Annotated in this window: 21 protein-coding genes; 12 read left to right on the forward strand and 9 right to left on the reverse strand. The window is 65.1% G+C overall.

The genetic code is table 11. The features are described from left to right. The first annotated feature begins 110 nt into the window (after positions 1–110). From P0R31_RS08530 to P0R31_RS08560, 7 genes are all read left to right on the forward strand, one after another. A complete protein-coding gene (locus P0R31_RS08530; protein WP_275513694.1) occupies positions 111–1412 on the forward strand; it encodes an ammonium transporter in 1302 nt (433 codons plus the stop codon). Between the two features lie 309 nt (positions 1413–1721). Continuing rightward, a complete protein-coding gene (locus P0R31_RS08535; RefSeq protein WP_008142813.1) occupies positions 1722–2060 on the forward strand; it encodes a P-II family nitrogen regulator in 339 nt (112 codons plus the stop codon). Positions 2061–2097: 37 nt separating this feature from the next. Then, a complete protein-coding gene (locus P0R31_RS08540) occupies positions 2098–3546 on the forward strand; it encodes an ammonium transporter (protein ID WP_275513695.1) in 1449 nt (482 codons plus the stop codon). Between the two features lie 324 nt (positions 3547–3870). Then, the gene (locus P0R31_RS08545) at positions 3871–5085 is read left to right on the forward strand and encodes an aminotransferase class I/II-fold pyridoxal phosphate-dependent enzyme (RefSeq protein WP_275513696.1); all 1215 of its coding nucleotides are present in this window, start codon (positions 3871–3873) and stop codon (positions 5083–5085) included. 9 nt (positions 5086–5094) lie between these two features. Beyond that, complete coding sequence (locus tag P0R31_RS08550) at positions 5095–7575, forward strand: DNA translocase FtsK (protein ID WP_275513697.1); 2481 nt, start codon at positions 5095–5097, stop codon at positions 7573–7575. A gap of 152 nt (positions 7576–7727) precedes the next feature. Further along, positions 7728–8486, forward strand: a complete 759-nt coding sequence (locus P0R31_RS08555) for an outer membrane lipoprotein carrier protein LolA (protein WP_275513868.1) — start codon at positions 7728–7730, stop codon at positions 8484–8486. A gap of 189 nt (positions 8487–8675) precedes the next feature. After that, positions 8676–9491, forward strand: a complete 816-nt coding sequence (locus tag P0R31_RS08560; protein ID WP_275513698.1) for an exodeoxyribonuclease III — start codon at positions 8676–8678, stop codon at positions 9489–9491. 121 nt (positions 9492–9612) lie between these two features. Here P0R31_RS08560 and P0R31_RS08565 read toward each other — a convergent pair whose 3' ends face one another. Continuing rightward, positions 9613–10056, reverse strand: coding sequence for a Crp/Fnr family transcriptional regulator (locus P0R31_RS08565; RefSeq protein WP_275513699.1), 444 nt, complete (start codon positions 10054–10056; stop codon positions 9613–9615). Positions 10057–10114: 58 nt separating this feature from the next. Then, on the reverse strand, positions 10115–10801 hold the full coding sequence (locus tag P0R31_RS08570; protein WP_008142830.1) for a response regulator transcription factor: 687 nt from the start codon (positions 10799–10801) through the stop codon (positions 10115–10117). A 207-nt stretch (positions 10802–11008) separates the two neighbouring features. On the opposite strand from P0R31_RS08570, the gene P0R31_RS08575 reads away from it, so the two are divergent. Continuing rightward, the gene (locus P0R31_RS08575; protein ID WP_275513700.1) at positions 11009–11578 is read left to right on the forward strand and encodes a L,D-transpeptidase family protein; all 570 of its coding nucleotides are present in this window, start codon (positions 11009–11011) and stop codon (positions 11576–11578) included. A 79-nt stretch (positions 11579–11657) separates the two neighbouring features. On the opposite strand, the gene P0R31_RS08580 is transcribed toward P0R31_RS08575, so the two are convergent. Further along, a complete protein-coding gene (locus tag P0R31_RS08580) occupies positions 11658–12347 on the reverse strand; it encodes a YggS family pyridoxal phosphate-dependent enzyme (RefSeq protein WP_275513701.1) in 690 nt (229 codons plus the stop codon). A gap of 109 nt (positions 12348–12456) precedes the next feature. On the opposite strand from P0R31_RS08580, the gene P0R31_RS08585 reads away from it, so the two are divergent. Next, entirely contained in the window at positions 12457–14160 is a 1704-nt protein-coding gene (locus tag P0R31_RS08585; protein WP_275513702.1) for a sensor domain-containing diguanylate cyclase, read from the forward strand. A gap of 170 nt (positions 14161–14330) precedes the next feature. On the opposite strand, the gene P0R31_RS08590 is transcribed toward P0R31_RS08585, so the two are convergent. Next, positions 14331–15377, reverse strand: coding sequence for a GGDEF domain-containing protein (locus P0R31_RS08590; protein ID WP_275513703.1), 1047 nt, complete (start codon positions 15375–15377; stop codon positions 14331–14333). A gap of 192 nt (positions 15378–15569) precedes the next feature. Between P0R31_RS08590 and leuS the strand changes: the two genes are divergently transcribed. From leuS to holA, 3 genes are all read left to right on the forward strand, one after another. Continuing rightward, complete coding sequence (gene leuS / locus P0R31_RS08595) at positions 15570–18206, forward strand: leucine--tRNA ligase (RefSeq protein ID WP_275513704.1); 2637 nt, start codon at positions 15570–15572, stop codon at positions 18204–18206. Then, on the forward strand, positions 18193–18744 hold the full coding sequence (lptE, locus tag P0R31_RS08600) for an LPS assembly lipoprotein LptE (RefSeq protein ID WP_275513705.1): 552 nt from the start codon (positions 18193–18195) through the stop codon (positions 18742–18744). Before leuS ends, lptE begins: the two co-directional genes overlap by 14 nt. A 64-nt stretch (positions 18745–18808) precedes the next feature. Beyond that, positions 18809–19837 carry a DNA polymerase III subunit delta gene (holA, locus tag P0R31_RS08605; RefSeq protein WP_036024285.1) on the forward strand — a complete coding sequence of 343 codons (1029 nt, stop codon included), beginning with the start codon at positions 18809–18811 and terminating at the stop codon, positions 19835–19837. 135 nt (positions 19838–19972) lie between these two features. On the opposite strand, the gene P0R31_RS08610 is transcribed toward holA, so the two are convergent. The 5 genes from P0R31_RS08610 to mnmE all read right to left on the reverse strand — a co-directional run bounded on the left by P0R31_RS08610 (position 19973) and on the right by mnmE (position 26469). Then, positions 19973–20860, reverse strand: a complete 888-nt coding sequence (locus P0R31_RS08610) for a ParB/RepB/Spo0J family partition protein (RefSeq protein ID WP_275513706.1) — start codon at positions 20858–20860, stop codon at positions 19973–19975. Between the two features lie 148 nt (positions 20861–21008). Beyond that, on the reverse strand, positions 21009–21875 hold the full coding sequence (locus tag P0R31_RS08615; protein WP_025033064.1) for a ParA family protein: 867 nt from the start codon (positions 21873–21875) through the stop codon (positions 21009–21011). A 28-nt stretch (positions 21876–21903) separates the two neighbouring features. Next, positions 21904–22575 carry a 16S rRNA (guanine(527)-N(7))-methyltransferase RsmG gene (gene rsmG / locus P0R31_RS08620; RefSeq protein WP_275513869.1) on the reverse strand — a complete coding sequence of 224 codons (672 nt, stop codon included), beginning with the start codon at positions 22573–22575 and terminating at the stop codon, positions 21904–21906. A 122-nt stretch (positions 22576–22697) separates the two neighbouring features. After that, complete coding sequence (gene mnmG, locus P0R31_RS08625) at positions 22698–24578, reverse strand: tRNA uridine-5-carboxymethylaminomethyl(34) synthesis enzyme MnmG (RefSeq protein WP_275513707.1); 1881 nt, start codon at positions 24576–24578, stop codon at positions 22698–22700. A gap of 535 nt (positions 24579–25113) precedes the next feature. After that, positions 25114–26469 (reverse strand): tRNA uridine-5-carboxymethylaminomethyl(34) synthesis GTPase MnmE, encoded by a 1356-nt coding sequence (gene mnmE / locus P0R31_RS08630; protein ID WP_275513708.1) that lies wholly within the window; start codon positions 26467–26469, stop codon positions 25114–25116. Positions 26470–26596 lie beyond the last annotated feature (127 nt).

The raw sequence follows: 26596 nt of genomic DNA on the forward strand, positions 1-26596 counted from the left end.
CATGCGAACCGGTATCCACTTCGCTCGAAAACGCTTTGACACGACTGCTTCGATCGCACCGGGCAAATACGCCACAGCGTGCGACGCCAATTGATGCCGGGGGGAACGATATGGCGGGATTGTCGCGCCGCGCAGCTGCCATGGCTGCGCCAATCGGATTTGTGTCCGTCCTGGCTGCGCCGGCGCACGCGGCGGCAAACGAGATCAGCACCGCCGACACCGCCTGGATGATCGTCGCGACAGCGCTGGTGCTGATGATGACGATCCCGGGGCTTGCGCTGTTCTATTCCGGCATGGTGCGCAAGAAGAACGTGCTCGCCACCATGGCGCAGAGCCTGGCCGCGGTGACGTTGATCTCCATTCTCTGGGTGGCGTTCGGCTACTCGCTGTGCTTCGTCGGCGACGGCCCCTGGATCGGCACGCTCGATCGCTGGTTTCTCGCCGGCATGACCATGGACAGCGTCAACCCTGCGGCGAAGACGATCCCGGAATCGCTGTTCATGCTGTACCAGATGACGTTCGCCATCATCACGGTGGCGCTGGTCGCGGGCTCGGTCGCCGACCGCATACGGTTCTCGGCCTATCTGCTGTTCTCGGTCGCCTGGTTCATCTTCGTCTACATTCCGCTGGCGCATTGGGTGTGGGGCGGCGGCTTCCTCGCCAGCATGGGCGTGCTCGATTTCGCCGGCGGTCTCGTCGTGCATCTGTCGGCCGGCACCGGCGGCCTCGTTGCCGCCAAGGTGATGGGACGCCGTCACGGCTATGGCACCGAGAATCTCTCGCCGTTCGATCTGTCGCTCGCGGTGATGGGGACCGGCCTGTTGTGGGTCGGCTGGTTCGGCTTCAACGGCGGCTCGGCAGGCGCGGCCAATTCGCGCGCGGTGATGGCGATCATCGCCACCCATCTGGCCGCCTGCGCCGGCGCGCTGACCTGGGGCGCGATCGAATGGTCGACGCGGCGCAAGCCCTCGGTGCTCGGCATGATCTCCGGCGCGGTCGCCGGTCTCGGCACCATCACGCCGGCCTCGGGCTTCGTCGCGCCATGGCACGGCATCGTCATCGGCATCATCGCCGGTGCGGCCTGCTATTGGGCCTGTACCTGGCTGAAGCACCGCTTCGACTACGACGATTCGCTCGACGTCTTCGGCGTCCACGGCATCGGCGGCCTGACCGGCACCCTGCTCGCTGGTGTGTTCGCGACCAGCGCCATCGGCGGCACCGCCGGCCTGCTGGAGGGCCATCCGCAGCAGCTCCTGATCCAGTTCTACGGGGTCGCCGTGACCTTGGTCTGGTCGGCGGGCGTCAGCTTCATCCTGCTCAAGCTGGTCGGCCTGTTCGTGCCCTTGCGCGTATCCCGTGAGCACGAGCTCGAGGGCCTGGATATTTCGCAGCACGGAGAAGCCCTGCAATAGGCGCTGATACTACGTAAATACCGTCCTGCTGCTCGACGCGTGAGCAACATTGTGTCGAGAGCCTGTCCTGCCCATGTTTTGCGCAGGCGTGACCACGTTTTGAGCGCGACGTAATAGCGCACTGCATCGCAACACCCGCCGAAGGCGAAAACCCCCGTCTTCATAATCCGTTAGGCAATCCGCCTGATCTGGCACGGCATTTGATTCTAGGGGTCCGGCTGTGCCCGCGTAGTGAAACTTCTCCCTCGTGGCGAACCAGTCGAGAACGCCCGGCCACGTCCGGACCGGGCCCAAGCGGGGATAGGACCCATGAAAATTGTTATGGCGATCATCAAGCCATTCAAGCTTGAAGAAGTCCGTGACGCCCTGACCGCCATCGGCGTTCACGGTCTCACGGTGACGGAAGTCAAGGGGTATGGCCGCCAGAAGGGCCATACGGAAATCTATCGCGGCGCCGAATATGCCGTGAGCTTCCTGCCCAAGATCAAGATCGAGGTCGCTGTCGCCTCCGACCAGGTCGACAAGACCATCGACGCGATCACGTCCGCGGCGAAAACCGGACAGATCGGCGACGGCAAGATCTTCGTCATCAACCTCGACCACGCGGTGCGCATCCGCACCGGCGAGGCCGATGCCGCGGCCCTCTGATTTCGCGCTCAACCTTATCCAAGCAGGAGTAAACAATATGACGTTCAAGCGTCCCTATGGCGCGGGACTGGCGGCTCTCGCAGTCGGCCTGTTCGCTGCGACCGCAGCCTACGCCGAGCCAACGGTCAACAAGGGAGACAACGCCTGGATGCTGACATCGACAGTGCTGGTGCTGTTGATGACGATCCCCGGCCTCGCGCTGTTCTACGGCGGTCTCGTTCGTTCCAAGAACATGCTCTCGGTCCTGATGCAGGTGTTCTACAGCGTCTGCGTCGTCACCGTGATCTGGGCCGTGTACGGCTACAGCCTCGCCTTCACCGGCGGCTCCGACTTCATCGGCGGCTTCTCCAAGGCCTTCATGATGGGCGTCACCACCGAGACGAAGGTCGCGACCTTCTCGGTCGATGCCAACGTCACGGAGCTCATCTACATGTGCTTCCAGATGACCTTCGCGGCGATCACGCCCGCCCTCATCGTCGGCGCCTTCGCCGAGCGCATGAAGTTCTCGGCCATCGCGCTCTTCATTCCGCTCTGGGTCACGCTGATCTACTTCCCGATCGCGCACATGGTCTGGTACTGGCCCGGCCCGGATCTGATCCAGGACGCGGCCAAGGCGCTCGCTGCAGCGGGTGATGCGGCGGCGAAGACCGCGGCGCAGGCCAAGCTCGACGAGATCAACGCCGATGCGGGCTGGATCTTCAAGATGGGCGCCATCGACTTCGCAGGCGGCACCGTGGTGCACATCAACGCCGGCATCGCAGGCCTCGTCGGCGCTCTCCTGATCGGCAAGCGCGTCGGCTACGGCAAGGAGCTGATGGCTCCGCACTCGCTGACGATGTCGATGATCGGTGCCTCGCTGCTCTGGGTTGGCTGGTTCGGCTTCAACGCCGGCTCCAACCTCGAAGCCAGCGGCGGCGCTGCACTCGCCATGACCAACTCCTTCGTCGCCACCGCGGCCGCTGCGCTGTCGTGGATGTTCGCGGAGTGGATCATCAAGGGCCATCCCTCCGTGCTCGGCGTCATCTCCGGCGCGATCGCGGGCCTCGTGGCGGTCACGCCTGCGGCCGGCTTCGCCGGCGTCATGGGCGCGATCGTCCTCGGCCTCGTGGTCGGCGTGGTCTGCCTGTTCTTCTGCACGGTCGTGAAGAACGCGCTCGGCTACGACGACTCGCTCGACGTGTTCGGCGTGCACTGCATCGGCGGCATCGTCGGCGCCATCGGCACCGGCATTCTCGTCAACCCCGCGCTGGGCGGCGCCGGCATCATCGACTACACGGCGATTCCGCCGAAGGTCGCCGATTACGACTTCGCCACGCAGATGCTCGCCCAGATCAAGGCCGTCGTCACCACGCTGGTGTGGTCGGGCGTCGGTTCGGCGATCATCTTCAAGGTCGTCGATGTGATCGTTGGCCTGCGCGCCAATGTCGAGAGCGAGCGTGAAGGCCTCGACATCACCGAGCACACCGAGCGCGCCTACAACATGTAACCCTCTCCTCCCGGGCGCGGTCTTTTCGGGGACCGCGTCCACAACTACGGTTCGGGCACATACCCGGCAATGCCCTGACCGTTGAGGGGCTCCAGCGCAAGCTGGAGCCCCTTTCTTTTGATGGCTCCGCCTGCAGACACCTCCAGGGGCGGGTGGACCGTCCATGCACGCTGCTATCTCCGGCCCCATTATTCCCGCTCTGGACGCGGGCGGCGGCCGATGGTTAATCGCGTCTTAACCTCGCCCTATCTATGGTGAACTGAACCGCTTCCCGCCGGCGCCTTTGGTGCGACCGGCCGTTCCAAGAGTACTGGCGCCCAACGAATGGCTCTGACCGCTTCATCCCGTGCGCCGCAGGGCGGTAATGGCTCCGATTCCGAACGCTCGCCCTTCGTCCGGCTGAACGAGCTGCTGGCCCCGCATCAGCCGGGCAAGCCCTTGATTTCGCTTGCCGTCGGCGAGCCCCAGCATCCCGTGCCCGACTTCGTCGGCCCGGTGCTGGCCAAGCACATCGCCGATTTCGGCCGTTATCCCGCGAACAAGGGTACCGACCCGTTCCGCAACGCCGCGGGGGCCTGGCTGTCGACGCGGTTCAAGCTGCCGCGGCCGCTCGACCCCGAGAGCGAGATTCTCGTCCTCAATGGCAGCCGCGAGGGGCTGTTCCTCGCCGCGATCGCGGCCGCGCGCTATGTCGGCCCGCGTCCGGGCAAGCCCGCGATCCTGATGCCGAACCCGTTCTATCCGGTCTACGGCGCCGGTGCTCTTGCGGCCGCTTGCGAGCCGGTGCATCTGCCGACCACGGTCGAGAACGGCTTCCTGCCCGACCTCGACGCCATCAATGAGGCGACGCTGGCGCGCACGGTGGCGTTCTACCTGGCTTCGCCCGCCAATCCGCAGGGCTCGGTCGCGAGGCCCGGCTATTTCAAGCGCTTAAAGCAGCTCGCCGACCGCTATGGCTTCGTGATCCTCAGCGACGAGTGCTATTCCGAGATCTACACCCGCGAGGCACCCGGCAGCGCGCTGGAATGCGCCGGCCCCGACTTCACGCGCGTGGTCGCGTTCCAGTCGCTGTCGAAACGCTCCAACCTGCCGGGCCTGCGTGTCGGCTTTGCCGCCGGCGACAAGAAGTTCATCGGCATGTTCCTCGAGCTGCGCAACATCGCAGCGCCCCAGGTGCCGGTGCCGCTGCAGCATGTCGCGACGGTCGCCTATGGCGATGAGGCGCATGTCGAGGAGAATCGGCGGCTCTACCGCATCAAGTTCGACCTCGCCGACCAGATCATCGGCAATCGTTACGGCTATGGCCGCCCCGATGGCGGCTTCTGCGTCTGGCTCAACACCTCCGAGATCGGCGACGACGTGTCGGTGACGCTCAAGCTGTTCAGGGAAGCCGGCGTGCGCGTGGTGCCCGGCAGCTTCCTGGCGCGACAGCAGCCTGACGGATTCAATCCCGGCGCAGGCTATATCCGCCTCGCGCTGGTGCAGGACGGCGAGACCACGGCGCAGGCGCTGCACCGGCTGGTCGAGACTCTGGGTTAGGCGGGGCCCGTGAGCATGTCGGCAATCGAACGCGTCATTCCTCTGGTCGGCCATCTGCCGCCCTCGATCCGCGAGGGGCTGGCGCGGCGCATGCGCGAGCTCGCCGGCCTCGGCCTGATCGCGCTGGCGGGCGTCGCCACCGCGGCGCTGATGACGTGGTCGGTGCAGGATCCCAGTCTCAGCCATGCCACCTCGCGGCCGATCCGCAACATCCTCGGCTATGCCGGCGCGATCGGCGCCGATCTCGCCATGCAGATCCTGGGGCTCGGCGCGATCATGCTGGTCCTGACCGTTGCGGTCTGGGGCTGGCGCATGATGACGCACCGCCCGTTCGACCGCGAGGCGCTGCGGCTCGGCTCCTGGATTCTCTGCACGGTGATCGCGGCAGGCTTCGTCAGTTGCTTTCAGCATGGCGGGGCCTGGCCGCTGCCGACCGGCCTCGGCGGCGTGGTCGGCGATGCGCTGGTGCGCGCGCCCGCGGTGATCTTCGGGCCGGCCGGTACGATCTATCGCATCGTGCTGGGCACGATCCTGTTCGCCGCGATGACAGCGACCTTCCTGATCGCCTGCGGCTACGGCGCGCGTGAGCAGGACGACGAAATCGCTGAGGTCGCCGATGACGACAAGCCGCTCGACGAAGACGAGGAGAGCGATCGGGGTTCGGTCTCGCTGGGCTGGCTGTTCCATGCATTGATGAGCACCAAGGCGCGGCTGATCTGGCTGTGCGGTGCCGCCTACCGCTCGCTGGTCTCGAGCGGACCGAAGACCAAGGCCGCCCAGTTCAGCCGGCAGGAGCCGAATCTCGGCGGCGGCCGCGCGGCGCCGTCGATCTCGCCGCAATCTCAAGACGAGGACTACGAGGACGAGCACGAAGACGAATTGGAGGACGAGGAGGAGGAAGAGGAGGAGCCCGCCGCGCGCGCCCCGAAGAAGAAAGCCGCGCCGAAGCCAGCTTCCAAGAAATCCTCCGACAAGTTCGATCTTCCCTCCGTCTCGATGCTGGCCGCACCGAAGGCCGGCGATCGCCAGCCGCTCAGCAAGGCCGAGCTGGAGACCAATTCCCGTTCGCTCGAAGGCGTGCTGCAGGATTTCGGCGTGCGCGGCGAGATCGTGAAGGCCAATCCGGGTCCGGTGGTCACGCTGTACGAGCTGGAGCCGGCGCCCGGCATCAAGTCCTCGCGCGTGATCGGGCTCGCCGACGACATCGCCCGCTCGATGAGCGCGCTGTCGGCGCGCGTCGCCGTCGTGCCCGGCCGCAACGCGATCGGCATCGAGCTGCCGAACGCGCATCGCGAGAAAGTCTATTTGCGCGAATTGCTGGTGGCGAAGGAGGCGACCGACACGGTGGCGAAGCTGCCGCTCTGTCTCGGCAAGACCATCGGCGGCGACCCCGTCATCATCGACCTCGCGCGCACCCCGCACATGCTGATCGCCGGCACCACCGGCTCGGGCAAGTCGGTCGCGATCAACACCATGATCCTCAGCCTGGTCTACCGGCTGCGGCCGGACCAGTGCCGCCTGATCATGGTCGATCCGAAGATGCTCGAGCTCTCCGTCTATGACGGCATTCCCCATCTGCTCACGCCTGTTGTGACCGACCCGAAGAAGGCGGTGGTCGCGCTGAAATGGGCCGTGCGCGAGATGGAAGAGCGCTACAAGAACATGGCCAAGCTCGGTGTGCGCAACATCGATGGTTACAACACGCGCCTGCTCGAATTGAAGGCCAAGGGCGAGGAGCCGACGCGCACGGTGCATACCGGCTTCGACAAGGAAACCGGCAAGGCGATCTACGAGGAAGAGAAGCTCTCGCTCGACCCGCTGCCCTACATCGTCATCATCGTCGACGAAATGGCCGACCTGATGATGGTCGCCGGCAAGGACATCGAAGGCGCGGTGCAGCGTCTGGCGCAGATGGCGCGCGCCGCCGGCCTGCACGTGATCCTGGCGACGCAGCGTCCGTCGGTCGACGTCATCACCGGCACCATCAAGGCGAACTTCCCGACCCGCATCGCCTTCCAGGTCACCTCCAAGATCGACAGCCGCACCATCCTCGGCGAGATGGGTGCCGAACAGCTCCTCGGCCAGGGCGACATGCTCTACATGGCGGGCGGCGGCCGCATCAGCCGCGTGCACGGACCGTTCGCCTCCGACGAGGAAGTCGAGAAGGTGGTGCGTCACCTCAAGACGCAGGGACAGCCGGAATATCTCGAAGCCGTCACCGCCGAAGAGCCGACCGAGGACGAGGACGGTGCCGTGTTCGACGCCACCGGCATGGGCGGCGATGGCGGCGGCGATCTCTTCCAGCAGGCGGTTGCGATCGTCAAACGCGATCGCAAGGCCTCGACCAGCTACATCCAGCGCCGTCTGCAAATCGGCTACAACCGCGCCGCATCGCTGATGGAGCGCATGGAACTGGAGGGCATCGTCGGTCCCGCCAACCATGCCGGCAAGCGCGAGATTCTGGTCGAGGAAGAAGACAGCCATATGTGAGGCGAGGAGCCTCTGAGCAACATTTCACGCAAATTCGATATCTGCTTTTGCCCGAAATCACGGTAAAAGGGCGCCCAGCCACACAGGACGACGCGTTGATCAGACATCCGGACATTCGATTCGCTGCCACGATCGCCGCGCGAAGCGCGCGCATGGCCGGCGTGCTTCTCGTCACCGCCGCGATGGTGACCGCTGCGTCGTTCGCTCAGACCGTTCCGGTGCCGAAGCCCGCGCCGAAGGGGCGTGACGGCGGCGCGTCCGCCGGCGGGCCGGCCGTCACCGGCGCGACGCAGGCGCCGCCCAATCCGGTGATCCCGGATCCGCGGCGCAACGTTCCGAGCAGCATCTTCCAGACCTTCGACGCCAACCAGAAAGCGCAGGCGGCCAAGGTCAGTGCCTATCTGTCGTCGCTGCAGACGTTGGTCGGGAATTTCGTCCAGGTCGGTCCCGACGGCAGCAAGACGCAGGGCGATTTCTACATCCAGAAACCCGGCAAGGTACGCTTCGAATATGACGCGCCGAGCCCGATCGACATCGTCGCCGACGGATCCTCGCTCGTTGTGCGCGACCGCAAGCTCGCGACTCAGGACGTCTATCCGCTGTCACAGACGCCGCTGCGCTTTCTCCTGTCCGACCGCATCGACCTGATGAAGGACACCAATGTCGTTGGCGTCTCGGCCGACGACGTCTTCGTCAGCGTCACCATCGAGGAGAAGCAGGCCCTGGTCGGCACCAGCCGTCTGCTGCTGATGTTCGGCGCCAAGGACGGCCAGCTCAAGCAGTGGACCGTCACCGATCCCCAAGGCTACGACACGACGATCGCGGTGTACAATCTGGACTCGAGCAAGAAGCTCGACCCCAACATGTTCAAGATCGATTTCACCAATTACAACACGCCATCTCGGGGTTGATGGTGCGTAGGGTGGGCAAAGGCGCTCTTGCGCCGTGCCCACCACCTCTCCTCTTCACGGCCATCACGGTGGGCACGCTTCCGCCTTCGCTCTTCGAGCTACGGCGGACAAGTCGCTAACCCACCCTACGATTCCACGCCTGTGGACAAGCATTTTCCCCGCGTCAATCCATGCTAAGACGCATTTCCCATGCGTCTTTCCCTGACAACCTGGAACATCAATTCGGTGCGGCTGCGCATCGACCTGGTCGCGAAGTTTCTCAAGAGCGCGCGGCCGGAGGTGCTGTGTCTGCAGGAGACCAAATGCATCGACGAAGCCTTTCCGCTTAAGCGCTTCAAGCGGCTCGGCTACGAGCACGTCGCACTGAACGGGCAGAAGGGCTATCACGGGGTCGCCATCGTCTCGAAGATCCCGTTCGAATCGAAGGACATCCGCACCTTCTGCGACAAGGTGGATTCGCGCCACATCTCGGTGTCGTTCGGTGAAAAGGCGGGCATCGCAAAACCGCTGGTGCTGCATAATTTCTACGTGCCCGCCGGCGGCGACATTCCCGATCCCGCCCTGAACGAGAAATTCGATCACAAGCTCCGCTTCCTCGACGAGATGACGGCCTGCGAGCCGCTGCATCCGCGCGGTGAGGACCGCCACATCCTGGTCGGCGATCTCAACGTCGCCCCGCACGAGAACGACGTGTGGTCGCACAAGCAGCTGCTGAAAGTGGTCTCGCACACGCCGATCGAAACCGAGAAGCTGAAGGCGGCGCTCGAGGCCGGCGAATGGGTCGACGTCGCGCGCGATCGCATTCCGATGTCGGAGAAGGTCTATACGTGGTGGAGCTACCGCTCCGCCGACTGGACCGTCGGCGATCGCGGCCGCCGGCTCGACCACATCTGGGTCTCGCGCGCGCTGAAGCATGCAGTCAGCGATTTCAAGATTCTGCGCGATGCCCGCAGCTGGGAGCGGCCGTCGGACCACGTGCCCGTCACGGTGACGCTGGAGGTGTGAGCCGCGATCGTCATTCCGGGGCGCGCCACTTGGCGCGAGCCCGGAATCCATCGTGCGTCAGCGACGGTGGATGAATGGATTCCGGGCTCGCGACTTCGTCGCGCCTCGGAATGACGAGAGCTCAGCCCGTCAGCTTCGCACCGGCCATCAGGATATCACTGGCGATCTGGCTGGAGCGCACCGCGAACTCGTCGCGCAGGCGCACCGCCGCAGCGGGATCGCTTTCGAGCACGCGCTGGAACAGGCTGCGGGCGACGCGGATGACGGAGGAATGCTCCAGCGCGATCGCGCTCGACGGCCGCTTCATCGGCACCACCAGCGCGAGCTCGCCGATCAGCGCGCCGGGGCCGGCGATCATTTCCGCGCCGGCGCCGTCCTCGACCCGGAAGGCGCCGCGCTGGACCACGAAGCCGGCATCGGCATCGTCGCCGAGATTGAACAGCACGTCGCCGCGGACGAAGTCACGCTGCTCGGAGCCGATCGCCAGCATGCGCAACGAGGCGTCTCCCAACAGGCGCAGTGTCGGGACACGCTCGAGAAGCGCTACATCATCGTCGATTGACATTCAGGTCCGAGGCTCGAAGGCGTGCGATCTAAAACGATTCGCACGCCATCGAAGCGTATCACGGCACCAGCTTGTAGCCACCGGCTTCCGTCACCAGGATCTCCGGGTTGGCGGCGTCCTTCTCGATCTTCTGGCGGAGGCGGTAGATGTGGGTTTCCAGCGTGTGGGTGGTGACGCCGGAATTATAGCCCCAGACCTCCTGGAGCAGGGTCTCGCGCGACACCGGCATCTGGCCGGCCCGGTAGAGGAAGCGGAGAATCGCGGTTTCCTTCTCGGTGAGGCGAACCTTGCGGGCATTGGCCGCGGTCAGCATCTTCGATCCGGGGCGGAAGGAGTAGGGTCCGACCGAGAACACCGCGTCCTCGCTGGCTTCATGCTGGCGGAGCTGGGCGCGGATGCGGGCCAGCAGCACGGCGAAGCGGAAGGGCTTTGCCACATAATCGTTGGCGCCGGATTCCAGGCCCAGGATCGTGTCGGAATCGGTGTCGTGCCCGGTCAGCATGATGATCGGGGCCTTGAAGCCGCCCTTCCGCAGCGAGCGGACAACCTCGCGGCCGTCTGTGTCGGGCAGGCCGACATCCATCAGAACCAGATCGGGGGAGTTGGCCTTCGCGGCGCTGGCGCCCTTGGCGCCGGTATCGACGGCAGAGGCTTCGAATTCTTCGTGTAGCGATAATTGCTCCACCAACGTGTCGCGCAGATCGGTATCGTCATCCACGATCAGGATCTTGCGGGCATTGGCCATGGGGGGTCATCCTTTTGGGGTCCGGCTCGGCGGCACATCCATGCTGCACCCAGCCGCGAGGGGAAGTTTAAGGTCGTTCGTCATTATTATTGTTGTTCGTGTTGAAGTAGTGGGCTGTTACCGATTCACAAGCCGGAAGCACTCTAACCCAAGATAGCAGGACGTTTGGATGAATGTCCTGTAATGAATTCGACATTGCACGTTCACATGAAAAACAAAGCAGCTTCAGTCAGTTACACCAGGAATCGAGGCACCGGTCCGCTCTCGGCGATCCGCGTTAAGCCTGCTGCCGGCAATCCGCGCCGGGGCTGGCTGACGGCGGGAGCGCTGACCATTCCGGTTGCGCTGGGGCGAGGCGGCATTCTCGCCAACAAGCGCGAGGGCGATGGCGGCACCCCCAGAGGCAGCTTCCGGCCCAGGCAATTGTGGTGGCGGGGCGACCGGCACAGCCGTCCCCGGACGTTCCTGCCGGCTCGGGTGATCACCGGCGTGGACGCCTGGTGCGAGGATCCGCGGGACCGCCGTTACAACCAGAGCATCCGGCTCGGCGAGGGGCAGGGCGGTGACCGGCTCCAGCGCGCCGATCATCTCTACGACTTCATCATCGAGATCGACCACAACACCCGCCCTCGCATCGCCGGCCGCGGCAGCGCGGTGTTCCTGCACCTTGCCCGCGACAATTTCGGCCCGACCGCCGGCTGCGTCTCCATGACGAAATCGGCGATGCTGCAATTGCTGCGGCGCCTGGGCCCGCAAACAAAGATCATCATCGGGTGAGGTACACCGCCGTCATTGCGAGGAGCCCCTGCGACGATATTGACAGCGTTCGGGCGGCATCGGCCCTCGCCAACGGCAATTACCGATGCCCGAAGATCGCGCTGCCGACGCGCACATGGGTGGCGCCGAGCATGATCGCGGTCGCGAAATCGGCGCTCATGCCCATCGAGAGATTCGTCAAGCCATTGCGCGCGGCGATCTTGGCGGTGAGCGCAAAGTGCGCGGCGGGCGGCTCGTCGACCGGCGGGATACACATCAATCCGGAGATCGTCAGCCCGTAGGTGTCGCGGCAGCTTGCAATGAAGGCATCGGCCTCGCCCGGGGCAATCCCGGCCTTCTGCGGCTCCTCGCCGGTGTTGATCTGGACGAACAGCTGCGGGTGCCTGTTCTGGGATTCGATTTCCTTGGCTAACGCTTGGCAAATGCTCGGACGGTCGACCGAATGGATGGCGTCGAACAGCGCAACCGCCTCTTTCGCCTTGTTGGATTGCAGCGGCCCGATCAGATGCAGCGCGACATCGGGGTAAGCAGACGTTAACGCCGGCCACTTGGCTTTGGCCTCCTGCACCCGATTCTCGCCAAATACGCGCTGTCCGGCGGCGATAACCGGGATAATTGCATCCGCCGCGAAGGTCTTGGATACGGCGATCAGCGTGACCGAGGCGCGATCACGCTGCGCGTCCCTGCAGGCACGCGCAATTTCGGCTTCGACCGCGGCGAGCGCGTCTGGTGAACGGCCGGTTACCGGCGCGACGTTGGCTTTCGTCATGACGTCTCTTGGTTGTGACCTTAGCCCGAGTTAGGTCCAATTTTACCGAGTTCAAGAAACAGTTTTTGAACCCTTCGCTTTACCTTAGCCCGCGGGGTGGGTAGCGAAAATGGCAAGCGTCAGTCTCAACCGCAAGCGCGCGAAACTCAAGCAGGTTCTCGGTATCCGGGCGCGGCTTGCGTTGCTCGCGGTGATTCTCGTGACGCCCTTGATGATCGAGCGCATCCGTTCCCTCGAAGACACGCGCGCGCGGCAAATTGCGCAGGCCGCGGCCGAATTCATCACGGTGGCAAGGCACAGCGCCGATGCGCAGCGCCAGGTGATCTCGTCGGTCGAGACCATTCTGAAATCGGAGGCCTTCATCCGCGCCTCCGCCGGCGGCATCAGCAAGAGCTGCGACGTGCTGCGCGCGAGCCTGCCGTCAAGCCTGCCCTGGATCCGCACGCTTCTGATCGCCGGCCAGGACGGCCGCATCCAATGCGCCACCAACAACATGTATGTCGGCCTCGATCTCAGTGACCGGCCGTACTTCCAGCAGGCCCAGGAAACCGGCCGCTTCGTGCTGAGCGACTTCATCATGTCGCGACCGGTACCGTCGCCAACGGTGATGGCGGTCTATCCGGTCTCCGCCTTCAGCGGCGTGGCGGATGCCGTCGTGCTCGCCACCGTCAATCTCGACTGGATGTCGAAGGTCATGAACAATCTGGGCGGTCGCGCCGGCATCACTGCGGTGCTGGTCGACAGCGCGGGCACCGTGCTGGCGGCCCCGGCCGATCAGCACAGCGCGGTCGGCCGTCCGCTCGACAACATGCCGCTGATGTCCGCGATCGCCGACAAGGCGCTGCGCTCCGATCAGGATGAGGGCTCGCTGTCCTTCCTCGCCGCCGACGGCTCCCGCCGCGCGGTCAGCTATATCCGCATCGCCGGCACCAATGCCCGCCTGATCGCCAGCATCGACGAAGACAAGGTGTCCGCAGCGGTCAGCCGCGACATCCGCACCGCCTATCTGCAGCTCGCCTTCGTGCTCATGTTCGTCCTGCTCGGCGCGCTGATCGCCGCCGAAAAACTCGTGATCAAGCCGATCGAGATGCTCGCCGACATGGCCAAGCGGCTCGGCGAGGGCGACCTGTCGGCGCGCGCCGCGCGCAATCGCCTGCCCGCCGAGTTCGTGCCGCTGGCCCGCGCGTTCAACGCGATGGCCGCGCAGCTGAGCCAGCGCGAGCGCGAGCTTATCGCAAGCAACGACCGCCTGACGGTGATGGCTTCGATCGACATGCTGTCCGGTCTCGCCAACCGCCGCGGCTTCCAGAGCCGGCTGGATTTCGAATGGATGCGCGCGCAGCAATATGGCAGCGAGCTGGCGCTTCTGATGATCGACGTCGACCATTTCAAGCTGTTCAACGACACCTACGGCCATCTCGAAGGCGATTCCTGCCTGACGCGGCTCGGCGAATCACTGTCCGGCATCGCCGCCGACACGATGGGCTTCGCGGCCCGCTACGGCGGCGAGGAATTCTGCCTGCTGCTGCCGAACACCGACGTGACGCGCGCCGTCGCGATCGGCGAGCAGGTGCGTTCGGCCGTGCTGAGGCTCTGCCTGCCTCACATCACCTCGAACCACATGATCGTCACGGTCTCGATCGGCGTCGCCGCGACCAAGCCGAACGAGTCCTTGCGTCCCGGCGACCTGATCGAAGCCGCCGACGCCGCGCTCTACGCCGCCAAGCATCGTGGCCGCAACAATGTCGTCGAGCACGGCGTGCAGGCGATCGCGACCGGCACGGCCGAGATGATGATGGTGGCGAGCGCCTAAAGCGCTGGTTCTTCACCTCGCCCCGCTTGCGGCGGGGCTATCGCATATGAGATGTGGGCCATGGGCACCGACTCTCTCCACGTCGTCATGGCCGAGCTTGACGCCTCTCGAAAATTCAAATGCGATTGCCCTGCCGCAAGCGGGGCGAGGGAGCATACCGTCGCTGACCGCTAGCCCGCAGCTCCGGCGCGATCGAGCTCGATCTCCGTCACCACACGATTGCGGCCGCCGCCCTTGGCGAGATAGAGCGCGCGGTCGCAGCGTTCGATCAGATCCGTGATCGCCTCGCCGGTCCGGTATTGCGCCACGCCGATCGACACGCTGATGCCGGGCAGGGTCTCGCCGGTCGAACGACGCGTGATCGTGGCTTCGGCGATCGCGCGCCTGATGCGTTCGGCGATCTCGGCGCAGGCGGCCAGATCGGCGTCCGGCAGCACCGCGATCAGCTCCTCGCCGCCATAACGGGCCGGCAGATCCTGCGCGCGAACCTTCTCGCGCAGCACCTTGGCCATCAGGCGCAGCACCTGGTCGCCGACACCGTGGCCGAAATTGTCGTTGAACGACTTGAAGTGGTCGATGTCGAGCATCAGCACGCTGAGCGGCTCGCCCCATTCCGCCGTCGTCTGCGCCTTGCGCAGGAATTCGTCGAGGGCCCGCCGGTTTGCAAGGCCAGTCAGCGTATCGGTCCGGGCGCGCTGCTCGGACCGCGACAGCGAATCGCGGATCACGTCGAGCTCGCGGGTCTTTTCGGCAAAGCCCGCCTCCAGCCGCGTTGCCCTTGTGGCGGCCCGCGCCAGCTCGTTCATGAGCTGGGCAACCAGCAGCTTTGGATCGACGCCGGCCTTGCCCTGGTCGGCCACCTGGCTGATGACCTGCATCTGCGAATGATTGTCGGCGATCGCCGTCGCCAGAAACTCCTTCGCCGTCCCCATCAGCGCCTGCAGCCGCTCGGAGGTGTCGACCACGACGGCACTCACCTGGGGCGCGACGTAGGTCTCGAACAGATCCTGATTGGTTTGGGCGTCGAACGGACGATTGTGGTCGATCAAAAGATCGATCGCGTTGCGCAGATCGTCATGGCTGCCCGCGAAATACTGGAACCAGACGGCAAAGTTGGCGGGGGTCGGTGCAATCCGCTGTTCGGCCATGCTCCGCATCGCCCGGCCGGCGACGGACGCGGCATAGTCGTAATCGGGATCGTCGAAGCTGGAATCCATGTGCGGTAATGCGGGCCCTGTCAGACCGCAACTTGGCATCGACGCCTTAATCACACCCCAACACGGACCCTCGTAGTTATGCGGAGGGCATCGTCAAGGTTCCAAAACGCGGCAACCCATTGACCCCTTAAGGGCTTCTATGGCCTAGTCCGCCGTCTTGAGACGGCCGAACCACGAAAACCCAACGATTCCATGACCTCCGAACGCTATAACGCCCGCGACGCCGAACCGCGCTGGCAACGCCTCTGGGACGAGCAGGCGATCTTCGTCTCCAAGAACGACGATGCGCGGCCGAAATATTACGTGCTCGAGATGTTCCCCTATCCGTCCGGGCGCATCCATATCGGCCATGTCCGGAATTACACGCTCGGTGACGTGCTGGCCCGCTTCATGCGCGCCAAGGGGTTCAACGTACTGCATCCGATGGGCTGGGACGCCTTCGGCCTGCCGGCCGAGAACGCCGCGATCGAGCGTAAGGTCGCCCCGAAGGCCTGGACCTACGACAACATCGCCGCGATGAAGAAGCAGCTCCGCTCGATCGGGCTGTCGCTGGACTGGTCCAGGGAGATCGCGACCTGCGACCCCTCCTACTACAAGCACCAGCAGAAGATGTTCCTGGACTTCCTGCGCGCAGGGCTTGCCGAGCGCGAGAAGCGCAAGGTGAACTGGGACCCGGTCGACATGACCGTGCTCGCCAACGAGCAGGTGATCGACGGCCGCGGCTGGCGCTCGGGCGCCGTGGTCGAGCAGCGCGAGATGAACCAGTGGGTCTTCAAGATCACGAAGTACTCGCAGGAGCTGCTGTCGGCGCTCGACGGGCTGGACCGCTGGCCCGACAAGGTGCGGCTGATGCAGCGCAACTGGATCGGCCGCTCCGAGGGCCTGTTGATCCGCTTCGCGCTGGATGCAGCGACGACGCCGGCCGGCGAGAGCGAGCTGAAGATCTTCACGACGCGGCCGGATACGCTGTTCGGCGCGAAGTTCATGGCGATCTCGGCGGATCATCCGCTGGCGCAGGCCGCCGCCGCAAAGAACCCTGAGCTTGCGGAGTTCATCGCAGAGATCAAGAAGATCGGCACCGCGCAGGAGATCATCGACACTGCGGAGAAGCAGGGTTTCGACACCGGCATCCGCGCGGTGCACCCGTTCGATCCCTCCTGGAAGCTGCCGGTCTATGTCGCCAATTTCGTGCTGATGGAATACGGCACCGGCGCCATCTTCGGCTGCCCGGCGCACGACCAGCGCGACCTCGACTTCGTCAACAAGTACGCTCTCGGCAACACGCCCGTCGTATGCCCGGAAGGCCAGGACCCGAAGAGCTTCGTCATCACCGACACCGCCTATGACGGCGACGGCCGCATGATCAATTCGCGCTTCCTCGACGGCATGACCATCGAGCAGGCCAAGGAAGAGGTGGCGAAGCGGCTCGAGACGGAGCTGCGCGGCAATGCGCCGGTCGGCGAGCGCCAGGTGAATTTCCGTCTGCGCGACTGGGGCATTTCGCGCCAGCGCTATTGGGGCTGCCCGATTCCCGTCATTCACTGTCCGAAGTGCGACGTGGTGCCGGTGCCGGATGCCGACCTGCCCGTGAAGCTGCCTGACGATGCGACCTTCGACAAGCCGGGCAACGCGCTCGACCATCATCCGAGCTGGAAGCACGTCACCTGCCCCAAATGCGGCGGCAAGGCCCAGCGTGAGACCGACACCATGGACACCTTCGTGGATTCGTCCTGGTACTTTGCGCGCTTCACCGATCCCTGGAACGAGACCGCTCCGACCACGCCTGCGGTCGCCAACCGGATGCTGCCGGTCGACCAATATATCGGCGGCGTCGAGCACGCGATCCTGCATCTGCTCTACAGCCGCTTCTTCACCCGTGCGATGAAAGCGACGGGGCATATCGCGCTGGACGAGCCGTTCGCCGGCATGTTCACGCAAGGCATGGTGGTGCACGAGACCTACCAGAAGGCCGACGGCAGCTATGTGCAGCCGGCCGAGGTGAAGGTCGAGGTCGGCGGCAACGGACGCCGCGCCACGCTGCTGACGACGGGCGAAGACATCGCGATCGGCCCGATCGAGAAGATGTCCAAGTCGAAGAAGAACACGGTCGACCCCGACGACATCATCGAGACCTATGGCGCCGACGTCGCCCGCTGGTTCATGCTGTCGGACTCCCCGCCCGACCGCGACGTGATCTGGAGCGACGAGCGCGTCCAGGGTGCCTCGCGCTTCGTGCAGCGGCTGTGGCGGCTGGTGAACGATGCCGTCGAGCTCGGCAAGGCTGCGCCGGCGGCCCGGCCGGCCAGCTTCGGCCCGGACGCCACGGCGTTGCGCAAGGCCGCCCACGGCGCGCTGGACAAGGTCACCGCCGGCATCGAGCGGCTGCACTTCAACGTTTGCCTCGCCCATATCCGCGAATTCACCAATGCATTCTCGGAGGTGCTCCAGCGCCCCGGCCAACCTGCCCCGGATCTCGCTCCAGATTTGGCTTGGGCGATCCAGGAGGCCAGCCAGATCCTGGTCCAGCTGTTCTCGCCGATGATGCCGCACCTCGCCGAGGAGTGCTGGCAGGTTCTGGGCCGAAAGGGGCTGGTTTCGGAGGCCGATTGGCCGCAAATCGAACGCGATTTGCTGGTTGAAGACAGCGTGACCCTGGTGGTGCAGGTCAACGGCAAGAAGCGGGGTGAGGTCACAGTTGCAACAGCGGCCCAAAATCCGGAAATCGAGGCTGCCGTTTTGGCCCTCGATGCGGTAAAGCTGGCCCTGGACGGCAAGCCCGTCCGCAAGGTGATCATCGTCCCCAAGAGGATCGTGAATGTTGTCGGCTAGGACCCGTATCGCAGCCCGCTTGCTGGCAGTTGCCGCGCTCGCGGCGCTGACGGCCGGCTGCTTCCAGCCGATGTATGCCGAGCGCAGCGACGGCACCCCGGGCCTGCGCGAAAAGCTGATGGGGGTCGAGCTGCCCCCGATCAGCAAGCCCAATGCTTCCCGCGAGGCCCGCGTCGGCGTCGAAATCCGCAACGCGCTGGCCTTCAAGCTTTACGGCACGGCGACGGGCATGCCGCCGACCCACCGGCTCGACATCCGCTTCACCACCAGCCGCTCCTCCCTGATCGTCAGCTCCACGACGGGATTGCCGACCAGCGAAAATCTCGGCATCGACGCCCAGTACAATCTCGTCGAGGTCGCCACCGGCCGCTCGGTGATGACCGGCTCGACCTTCTCGCGCGTGTCCTATGACATGCCGGGGTCCTATCAGCGCTTCTCGCGCACCCGCGCCGTGCGCGATGCCGAGGATCGCGCCGCCAACGAGATCGCCGAGAACATCACCACCCGGCTCGCCTCGTACTTCACCGCGGGGACGTAGTACCCTTCCGTCCTTCCAGGTTCGCCTCTGACGAGGCATTCCGGAATGACGAGTATCGGACAATATGGTCGCACTACGCGGAAAAGAGATCGACGCCTTCCTCGCCCGCCCGGATGCGGGCCGTCCGATCATCCTGCTCTATGGTCCCGACGCCGGCCTGGTGCGCGAGCGCGCCGATGCGCTGATCGCGTCCGGCGTCGACGATCCCAACGATCCGTTCTCGCTGGTCAAGCTCGACGGCGACGAGCTCTCCGCCGAGCCTTCGCGCCTCGTCGACGAAGCCATGACGGTGCCGCTGTTCGGTGGCCGACGCGCCATCCGCGTTCGCGCCGGCTCGCGCAGCTTTGCCTCCGGCATCGAGACTCTGGCCGAGATGAACGTGAAGGATTGCCGCATCGTGATCGAGGCCGGCGAGCTCCGCCCGGAATCGCCGCTGCGCAAGACCTGCGAGAAAGCCAAGACCGCCGTGGCGATCGGCTGTTATCCCGACACCGAGCGCGATCTTGCCAAGCTGATGGATGACGAACTGCGGATCGCGAATTTGCGCATCGCGCCGGACGCCCGCGCGGCGCTGATGTCGTTCCTCGGCGGCGACCGTCAGGCCTCGCGGAACGAGCTGCGCAAGCTGACGCTCTACGCCCACGGCAAGGGCGAGGTCACGCTGGATGACGTCATGGCCGTGGTCGCCGATGCCTCGGAGCTGAAGCTCGATCCGATCGTCGACGGTGCCTTCGCCGGGCGGCCCGACATCGTCGAGACCGAGTTCGCAAAGGCGATGATCGCCGGGACATATCCCGGCGTGATCATCTCGGCCGCGCAGCGCCAGGCCGCGTGGCTGCACAAATCCGCGCTGGCGATTGCCGACGGCACGCCTGCCTCCGCCGTGCTCGACGGCGGCTTTCCGCGCCTGCATTTTTCACGAAAGCCCGCGGTCGAAACCGCGCTGCGCAATTTCAGCCCGGCGCGGCTCGCCGCTGTGATCGAGCAGCTGGCGACCGCCGCCCTCGACACGCGCAAGCAGTCCACCCTCGCCGCTGCCATCGCCCAACGCGCGCTGATGGCGATCGCCGCGAATGCGAAACGGCGGGGCTAGTCTAGGCCCCCGCTCTGTCCCCGTCATTGCGAGCGCAGCGAAGCAATCCCGAGTCCCTCCGCGGAAAGATTCTGGATTGCTTCGTCGCTGGCGCTCCTCGCAATGACGCGGTGAGAGAGTGGCGTGAAAATGGCTCTACAGCGCGCCCTTGGCCAGCCGCTTCATCACCTCGTCGAGCTGATCGAGGTTGCGGTAGCTGATCTGCACGGAGCCGCCGGGATCGCGGTGATTGACGGTGACCTTGAGGCCGAGCGCGTCGCTGACGCGCTTCTCCAGATCGATCGTGTCGGGGTCCTTCTCCTTGCCCCCGCTGGCGCGCGCCTTCTGCGGCTTGCGCTCCGGCACGCCCTCTTCATGCGCAAGCGCCTCGGCCTGGCGGACATTGAGACCTTCCTCGACGATGCGCTTGGCGGCGGCGAGTGGATCGGGCACGCCGACCAGCGCGCGGGCGTGGCCGGCCGTCAGCTCGCCGGTCGCGATGAAGGCCTGCACTTCCGCCGGCAGCTTGGTCAGCCGCATCATGTTGGCGACGTGACTGCGGCTCTTGCCGACGACCTTGGCGATGTCCTCCTGGCTGCGTTTGAACTCGTTGGCGAGCGCATGATAGCCCTGCGCCTCTTCCATCGGATTGAGGTCCTCGCGCTGCACGTTCTCGACGATCGCGAATTCCAGCGCATCGCTGTCGCTGATGTCGACCGGGACGACCGGCACCTCGTGCAGGCCGGCCATCTGCGAGGCGCGCCAGCGTCGTTCGCCGGCAATGATCTCGAAGCGGTCCTGCGCGCCCTTCACCGGACGCACCACGATCGGCTGGATCACGCCATGCTGCTTGATGGACTCCGAGAGCTCCTTCAGCTCGGTGTCCGAAAAGGTGCGGCGCGGGTTGCGCGGATTGGCCTTGATGAATTCGATCGGCACCTTGCGCTGCGCGCGCGGACGATCGACATGCTGAGCCTCGCCGCCGACGTCACCGATCAGACTTGCAAGACCCCGGCCCAGTCGCGAACGCGCTTCGTCGGCCATCGCCAGCTCCCTTGGATTCACGGTGCAGCACTCCAGAACTGAATTTCTAATCGTAGGGTGGGTTAGCGAAGCGTAACCCACCTCTTCTGCTTTCGTGGAGATAGTCGGTGGTGGGTTGCGCCTCCGGCTAACCCACCCTACGACAACGTCAATGCGTGGTGCGCAACTCGCGCTCGCGCTGGATCACTTCGGTGGCGAGGCGCAAGTAAGCTTCGCTGCCGACGCATTTGAGATCGTAGACCAGCACCGGCTTGCCGTAGGACGGCGCTTCCGAGATGCGCACGTTGCGCGGGATCATGGTCTTGTAGACCTTCTCGCCCATGAACTGGCGGACGTCGGCGACGACCTGGTTCGACAGGTTGTTGCGCGAGTCGAACATGGTCAGCACGATGCCGTGGATCGACAGGTTCGGATTGAGCGTCGAGCGCACCTGCTCCACCGTCTGCAACAATTGCGACAGACCTTCGAGCGCGAAGAACTCGCATTGCAGCGGCACCAGGATCGCATCCGAGGCCGCCATGGCGTTGACCGTGAGCAGGTTGAGCGAGGGCGGGCAGTCGATCAGCACGTAGGTGTAGTCGGCGTCCGGGGAGACGTTGTTGTTGAGCGCGCCGATCGCATCGCGCAACTTGAAGGCGCGGCCGGGCGTGGTGCCGAGTTCGAGCTCGAGGCCAGAGAGATCCATGGTCGATGGTGCGATGTGCAGCCGCGGCACCGCGGTCGAGACCACCGCCTCGCGCAAGGCGGCTTCGCCGATCAGCACGTCATAGGTCGAGCAGGAGCGGTTGCGGCGATCGATGCCGAGGCCGGTCGAGGCGTTGCCCTGGGGATCGAGATCGACGATCAGGACGCGCTCGCCGATCGCCGCGAGCGCCGTGCCAAGATTGATCGCTGTGGTTGTTTTCCCCACCCCGCCCTTTTGATTCGCCAGCGCGAGGATGCGCGGATGGCCGTGGGGGACCTCGTCGGTCTTTTGGGCCGTCTGTTCTTGCTGCGGTTCGTCAATCACGCTCATCGCAATTCCCCACTCACCCCTCAACGCCTCAGCTGCGCCGGTCGGCGGCATTGAGCTCCACGATCCAACCGTCGCCCGTGCGGCTTTGGTGGAGCTGCGGCCGAATATTCCAATATTTAGCGGCTTCGGTCAATTCAGCCTCTACATCTTGACCCTTGAGAAACAGCGCTTTTGCGCCCTGACGCATCAGCGGCTCCGCAAAGCCAATGAGTTGATGTAGCGGAGCCAGCGCACGCGCGGTGACGCAATCGACGGGGCCGGTGATTCTATCCACATTATCCCCGATCTCAGCGAGATGTACGACTCCCGGAGATGTAGTGACGCGGATCGCTTCGCGCAAAAAGGCGGCCTTCTTGGCGATTCGCTCGACCAGATGGACGCTCGCGCCAGGCGTGCCGGCCATGGCACAGGCGAGCACGACGCCGGGAAATCCTCCGCCGCTCCCGAGATCAGCCCAGCGTTTTGCAGCCGGTGCGAGATCGACCAGCTGGAGCGAGTCAGCGATGTGCCGGGTCCAAAGGTTTGGCAAGGTCGACGGCGCGACGAGATTGGTCTTGGCCTGCCACTCCCGGAGCAGCGCGATGTAGCGATCAAGCCGCTCCTCGGTTTCACGTGAAACGGGAGCGAGCTTGAGGGCGGCGGTCTTGTCCGCGGCGATGATGGAATCGAGCGCCTTGTCGTTGGCCTCAGCTTTGCTGATCTTTGGGCTGGCCGCTCCAGGTTCAGTTCGCCGCCCGGCACCCTCGCCCGCCCCGGGTCGTCGCGATGGCGGCCGATCCCCGCCCGATCCGCGCTGTTTCACGTGAAACGCCTATGGTTGGCTTATGCGATTGCTTTGGAAGTCTTCCGTGCCTCACGGCGGAGATAGGCCGCGAGAATGCCGAGCGCCGCCGGCGTCATCCCGTCGATCCGGCCGGCCTGGCCGACGGTGAACGGTCGTGCCTTCTCCAGCTTGGCGCGCACTTCATTGGAGAGACCGGGAACGAGCTGGTAATCGACGTCCGCCAGCACCATGCCCTCGTCACGCCTGAAGGCTTCGACGTCGGCACTCTGGCGCTCCAGGTAGACGTCGTACTTGGCGTCGATCTCGAGATGGGTCGCGATGACGGGATCGATGGCCGACAGCTCCGGCCAGATCGCACGGACCTGGCTCCAGCCGATCTCCGGATAGGCCATCAGCTCGAACGCCGAGCGGCGTTGGCCGTCCCGGTTCAGCGACAGCCCATGCTTGATGGCTTCGTTCGGGGTGATGGTCAGGGACTTCGACAACGTCCGGGCAGCATTCAGGGCGTCCATCTTGGCGCGATGATGCTTGATCCGGGCGCTGCCGACACATCCCAGAGCGATCCCTTTCTCGGTCAAACGCTGGTCGGCATTGTCGGCCCGCAGGGTCAGCCGGTACTCGGCCCTGGAGGTGAACATGCGATAGGGCTCGCTGATCCCGCGGGTGACCAGGTCGTCGATCATCACACCGAGATAGCCGTCGGCACGGTCGAGCACGGTGAGCGCGGCACCGCTGGCGGAGAGCGCGGCATTCAGGCCGGCGACGATGCCCTGCCCGGCGGCTTCCTCATATCCGGTGGTGCCATTGATTTGCCCGGCCAGGAAGAGACCGCGTAGACGCTTGGTCTGGAGGGTCGGATCGAGCTCGCGAGGATCGATGTGGTCGTACTCGATGGCGTAGCCGGGGCGGACCATCCTCACCCGCTCCAGGCCGGGGATGCTGGCGAGGATCGCGAGCTGGACCTCTTCGGGGAGCGAGGTCGAGATGCCGTTGGGATAGACGGTCGTGTCGTCGAGCCCTTCCGGCTCCAGGAAGATCTGGTGACCGTCGCGGTCGCCGAAGCGGACGATCTTGTCCTCGATCGAGGGGCAATAGCGCGGACCGGAGCTCTTGATCTGGCCGGAGTACATCGGGGAGCGATGGACATTGGCCCGGATCACCTCATGGGTGATGGGCGTGGTCCGGGTAATCCCGCACTGGATCTGCGGCGTCGTGATCCGCTCGGTCATCACCGAGAACGGCTCCGGCGGCTCGTCGCCGGGCTGCATCTCGACTGCGGACCAGTCGATGGTGGTGCCGTCGAGACGCGGCGGCGTCCCGGTCTTGAGACGTCCAAGAGTGAAGCCGGCGCGCTCGAAGGAGCTGGAAAGGCCCATCGCAGGCGCCTCGCCGACGCGTCCGGCGGGCCAGTTCTTCTCGCCGAGATGGATGAGACCGCGGAGGAAGGTGCCGGTGGTCACGACAACGGCCCCTGCCCGGAGCTCCCGGCCGTCGGCCAGGCGAAGCCCGGTCACCCGGCCATCGACTACGACCAGCTCGTCGGCTTCGCCCTCGATGACGGAAAGACCTTCGGTCTGGCGGATCGCGGCCTGCATCGCCGCCGCATAGAGCTTGCGGTCGGCCTGGGCCCGCGGGCCGCGGACGGCAGGACCTTTCCGGCGATTGAGAACGCGAAACTGGATGCCGCCGGCATCGCCGACACGGCCCATCAGGCCGTCGAGCGCATCGACCTCGCGGACCAGATGCCCTTTGCCGAGCCCGCCGATGGCGGGATTGCAGGACATCGCGCCAACGGTGGAGAAACGGTGCGTTACCAGAGCGGTCGTTGCACCCATCCGGGCAGAAGCAGCCGCGGCCTCACAGCCGGCGTGGCCGCCGCCGATGACGATGACGTCGAAGCTCTCTCGCTCTGTTCGCATGGACGGACTTCTAGCTTACAGGCGGACGGGTCGGAAGTGGAAACTCGAGGGCGGGTGTTTCACGTGAAACAAGCGCGGCCCAGGTGCAAAGCACTTTCGCGAAAACAACCCCATGCACAGTAGGAGGGGCATTGAGCCATACGGTGTTTCACGTGAAACAAGATCGGGGAGCTCACGGCGTCGAGATGGCCAAGCACACAAGCCCTACCACGTGCCCCTTGCCTGGTTACCCGAGCTGCCAGTCGAACGCGGGCAACCGCATCCTACTCCGTCATTGCGAGCGCAGCGAAGCAATCCAGAATTGCGCGGCGGAGACAGTCTGGATTGCTTCCGCCTTCGCCAAAAGGCTTCGGCGGACAAGTCACGGCCGTCGCCTTGACGCCCTCTCCGGAGTTCGGAACGGCCGACGACATTCGCCCCCGCGCTGTTTCACGTGAAACAACCGGAAAACCACCGCGCGGGAACCAAAGTCCCCTGTTTTCACGTGAAACAGAAGAAATGGAACAAGCGCTAGTTCTACAATGAAGAACTAGCGCTACTTTCCGATGCAGAACTTCTGAAAGATGGCCCCGAGAACGTCCTCGACGTCTACCCGGCCCAAGAGCCGGCCCAGGGCATAGGCGGCCGCCCGCAGCTCTTCGGCAGCGAGCTCCTCGCCGTGTTCTACAAGGTCCAGACTCCGGCGCAAGCTGTCTGAGGCACGGCTCAACAATTCGCGCTGGCGGACCCGGGTCACCATGGCGCCCTCGCTTGTTCCGAAGAACTCCGAAGCGAATTTCACCAGCGCCTCGACCAGCTCGGGGATGCCGTCGCCGCGGCCTGCCGAGATCCCGAACTCGCTCGGCCTGGCTCCTTCGCCACCGCCCAGATCGATCTTGTTGCGCACGATCCAAACTGAGCCGCCGGGCGAAGCAGCACCGTCCGCCGATGCCCAGCGCGAGCGCATTGTATCCGGATCGACGGTTTGCCCGCCCTCCACCAGCCACAGCACCAGATCGGCGCCCTCGGCGCGCGCGCGGGCGCGGCGCACGCCTTCCTGCTCGACCGGATCGTCGGTCTCGCGGATGCCGGCGGTGTCGATCACCGTGACGGGATAACCGTCGAGATCGAGCTGCACCTCGATCACGTCGCGCGTGGTGCCGGCATGCGGCGAGACGATCGCGACCTCGCGGCGCGCGAGCTGGTTGATCAGCATCGACTTGCCGACATTCGGCTCGCCGGCGATGGCCACCACGAGGCCCTCGCGCAGCCGTTCAGAATGCCCCTGTGCCGCAAGCACTTTCGTGATTTCATCGTGAAGCGCTCTGATCGCTTTCACCGCCGGTGCCCTCAGCTCCGCCGGCACGTCGCCTTCATCGGAAAAATCGATGCCGGCCTCGATCAGCGCGGAGGCCTCGATGATGCGCTCGCGCCAGTCACGTGCGCGGTCGCCGAGCAGGCCCTGCAATTGGCGCAGCGCCTGGCGGCGCTGGCGGTCGGTGTCGGCGTGGATGAGGTCGTCTAGCCCCTCGGCCTCGGTCAGGTCGAGCTTGCCGTTCTCGAAGGCGCGGCGCGTGAACTCGCCGGGGTCGGCCGCACGCGTATTCGGGATATCGGAAATTGCAGCGAAGAGCGCCGCCAGTACCGCCCGACCGCCATGGACGTGAAATTCGGCGATGTCCTCGCCGGTCGCGCTGGCCGGTCCTGGAAACCAGAGCACGACCGCATCGTCGATCGGCTGGCCCGCGCCGTCCCGCAGCAGCCGGCGGCTCGCCTGTCGCGGCGCCGGCAGCCGGCCCGCAAGCGTCGTCAGCGCCGCTCCGGCTTGCGCGCCGGAGATGCGGACCACGGCGATCGCGCTGGGCGCCCGCCCCGATGACAGCGCAAAGATAGTCTGGTCTCGCGGATGCATGGCCTATTTGTCCGGCTGGGGCCAAAAACGCAAACGTCCGTTCTTCGCGATCGAGCCAACCGGGTTTTGCTGCACCAGATTCTGCAGCAAATCTATTTTGCACTGCAATATAACCGCAGCTTTTTTG

Origin of the sequence: Bradyrhizobium yuanmingense (genome assembly GCF_029167105.1) — a bacterium.
Taxonomy (GTDB): domain Bacteria; phylum Pseudomonadota; class Alphaproteobacteria; order Rhizobiales; family Xanthobacteraceae; genus Bradyrhizobium; species Bradyrhizobium yuanmingense_A.

What these genes read in the sequence shown, in the direction of transcription:
- P0R31_RS08540 (WP_275513695.1), top strand. Translation starts at nt 2,098, where the DNA reads ATGACGTTCAAGCGTCCCTATGGCGCGGGACTGGCGGCTCTCGCAGTC.
- leuS (WP_275513704.1), top strand. Translation starts at nt 15,570, where the DNA reads ATGACCTCCGAACGCTATAACGCCCGCGACGCCGAACCGCGCTGGCAA.
- P0R31_RS08575 (WP_275513700.1), top strand. Translation starts at nt 11,009, where the DNA reads ATGAAAAACAAAGCAGCTTCAGTCAGTTACACCAGGAATCGAGGCACC.
- P0R31_RS08555 (WP_275513868.1), top strand. Translation starts at nt 7,728, where the DNA reads ATGGCCGGCGTGCTTCTCGTCACCGCCGCGATGGTGACCGCTGCGTCG.
- P0R31_RS08580 (WP_275513701.1), bottom strand. Translation starts at nt 12,347, where the DNA reads ATGACGAAAGCCAACGTCGCGCCGGTAACCGGCCGTTCACCAGACGCG.
- mnmG (WP_275513707.1), bottom strand. Translation starts at nt 24,578, where the DNA reads ATGCGAACAGAGCGAGAGAGCTTCGACGTCATCGTCATCGGCGGCGGC.
- P0R31_RS08585 (WP_275513702.1), top strand. Translation starts at nt 12,457, where the DNA reads ATGGCAAGCGTCAGTCTCAACCGCAAGCGCGCGAAACTCAAGCAGGTT.
- P0R31_RS08535 (WP_008142813.1), top strand. Translation starts at nt 1,722, where the DNA reads ATGAAAATTGTTATGGCGATCATCAAGCCATTCAAGCTTGAAGAAGTC.
- P0R31_RS08565 (WP_275513699.1), bottom strand. Translation starts at nt 10,056, where the DNA reads ATGTCAATCGACGATGATGTAGCGCTTCTCGAGCGTGTCCCGACACTG.
- holA (WP_036024285.1), top strand. Translation starts at nt 18,809, where the DNA reads ATGGTCGCACTACGCGGAAAAGAGATCGACGCCTTCCTCGCCCGCCCG.
- P0R31_RS08610 (WP_275513706.1), bottom strand. Translation starts at nt 20,860, where the DNA reads ATGGCCGACGAAGCGCGTTCGCGACTGGGCCGGGGTCTTGCAAGTCTG.
- P0R31_RS08530 (WP_275513694.1), top strand. Translation starts at nt 111, where the DNA reads ATGGCGGGATTGTCGCGCCGCGCAGCTGCCATGGCTGCGCCAATCGGA.
- mnmE (WP_275513708.1), bottom strand. Translation starts at nt 26,469, where the DNA reads ATGCATCCGCGAGACCAGACTATCTTTGCGCTGTCATCGGGGCGGGCG.
- P0R31_RS08590 (WP_275513703.1), bottom strand. Translation starts at nt 15,377, where the DNA reads ATGGATTCCAGCTTCGACGATCCCGATTACGACTATGCCGCGTCCGTC.
- P0R31_RS08570 (WP_008142830.1), bottom strand. Translation starts at nt 10,801, where the DNA reads ATGGCCAATGCCCGCAAGATCCTGATCGTGGATGACGATACCGATCTG.
- P0R31_RS08560 (WP_275513698.1), top strand. Translation starts at nt 8,676, where the DNA reads ATGCGTCTTTCCCTGACAACCTGGAACATCAATTCGGTGCGGCTGCGC.
- P0R31_RS08545 (WP_275513696.1), top strand. Translation starts at nt 3,871, where the DNA reads ATGGCTCTGACCGCTTCATCCCGTGCGCCGCAGGGCGGTAATGGCTCC.
- lptE (WP_275513705.1), top strand. Translation starts at nt 18,193, where the DNA reads ATGTTGTCGGCTAGGACCCGTATCGCAGCCCGCTTGCTGGCAGTTGCC.
- P0R31_RS08615 (WP_025033064.1), bottom strand. Translation starts at nt 21,875, where the DNA reads ATGAGCGTGATTGACGAACCGCAGCAAGAACAGACGGCCCAAAAGACC.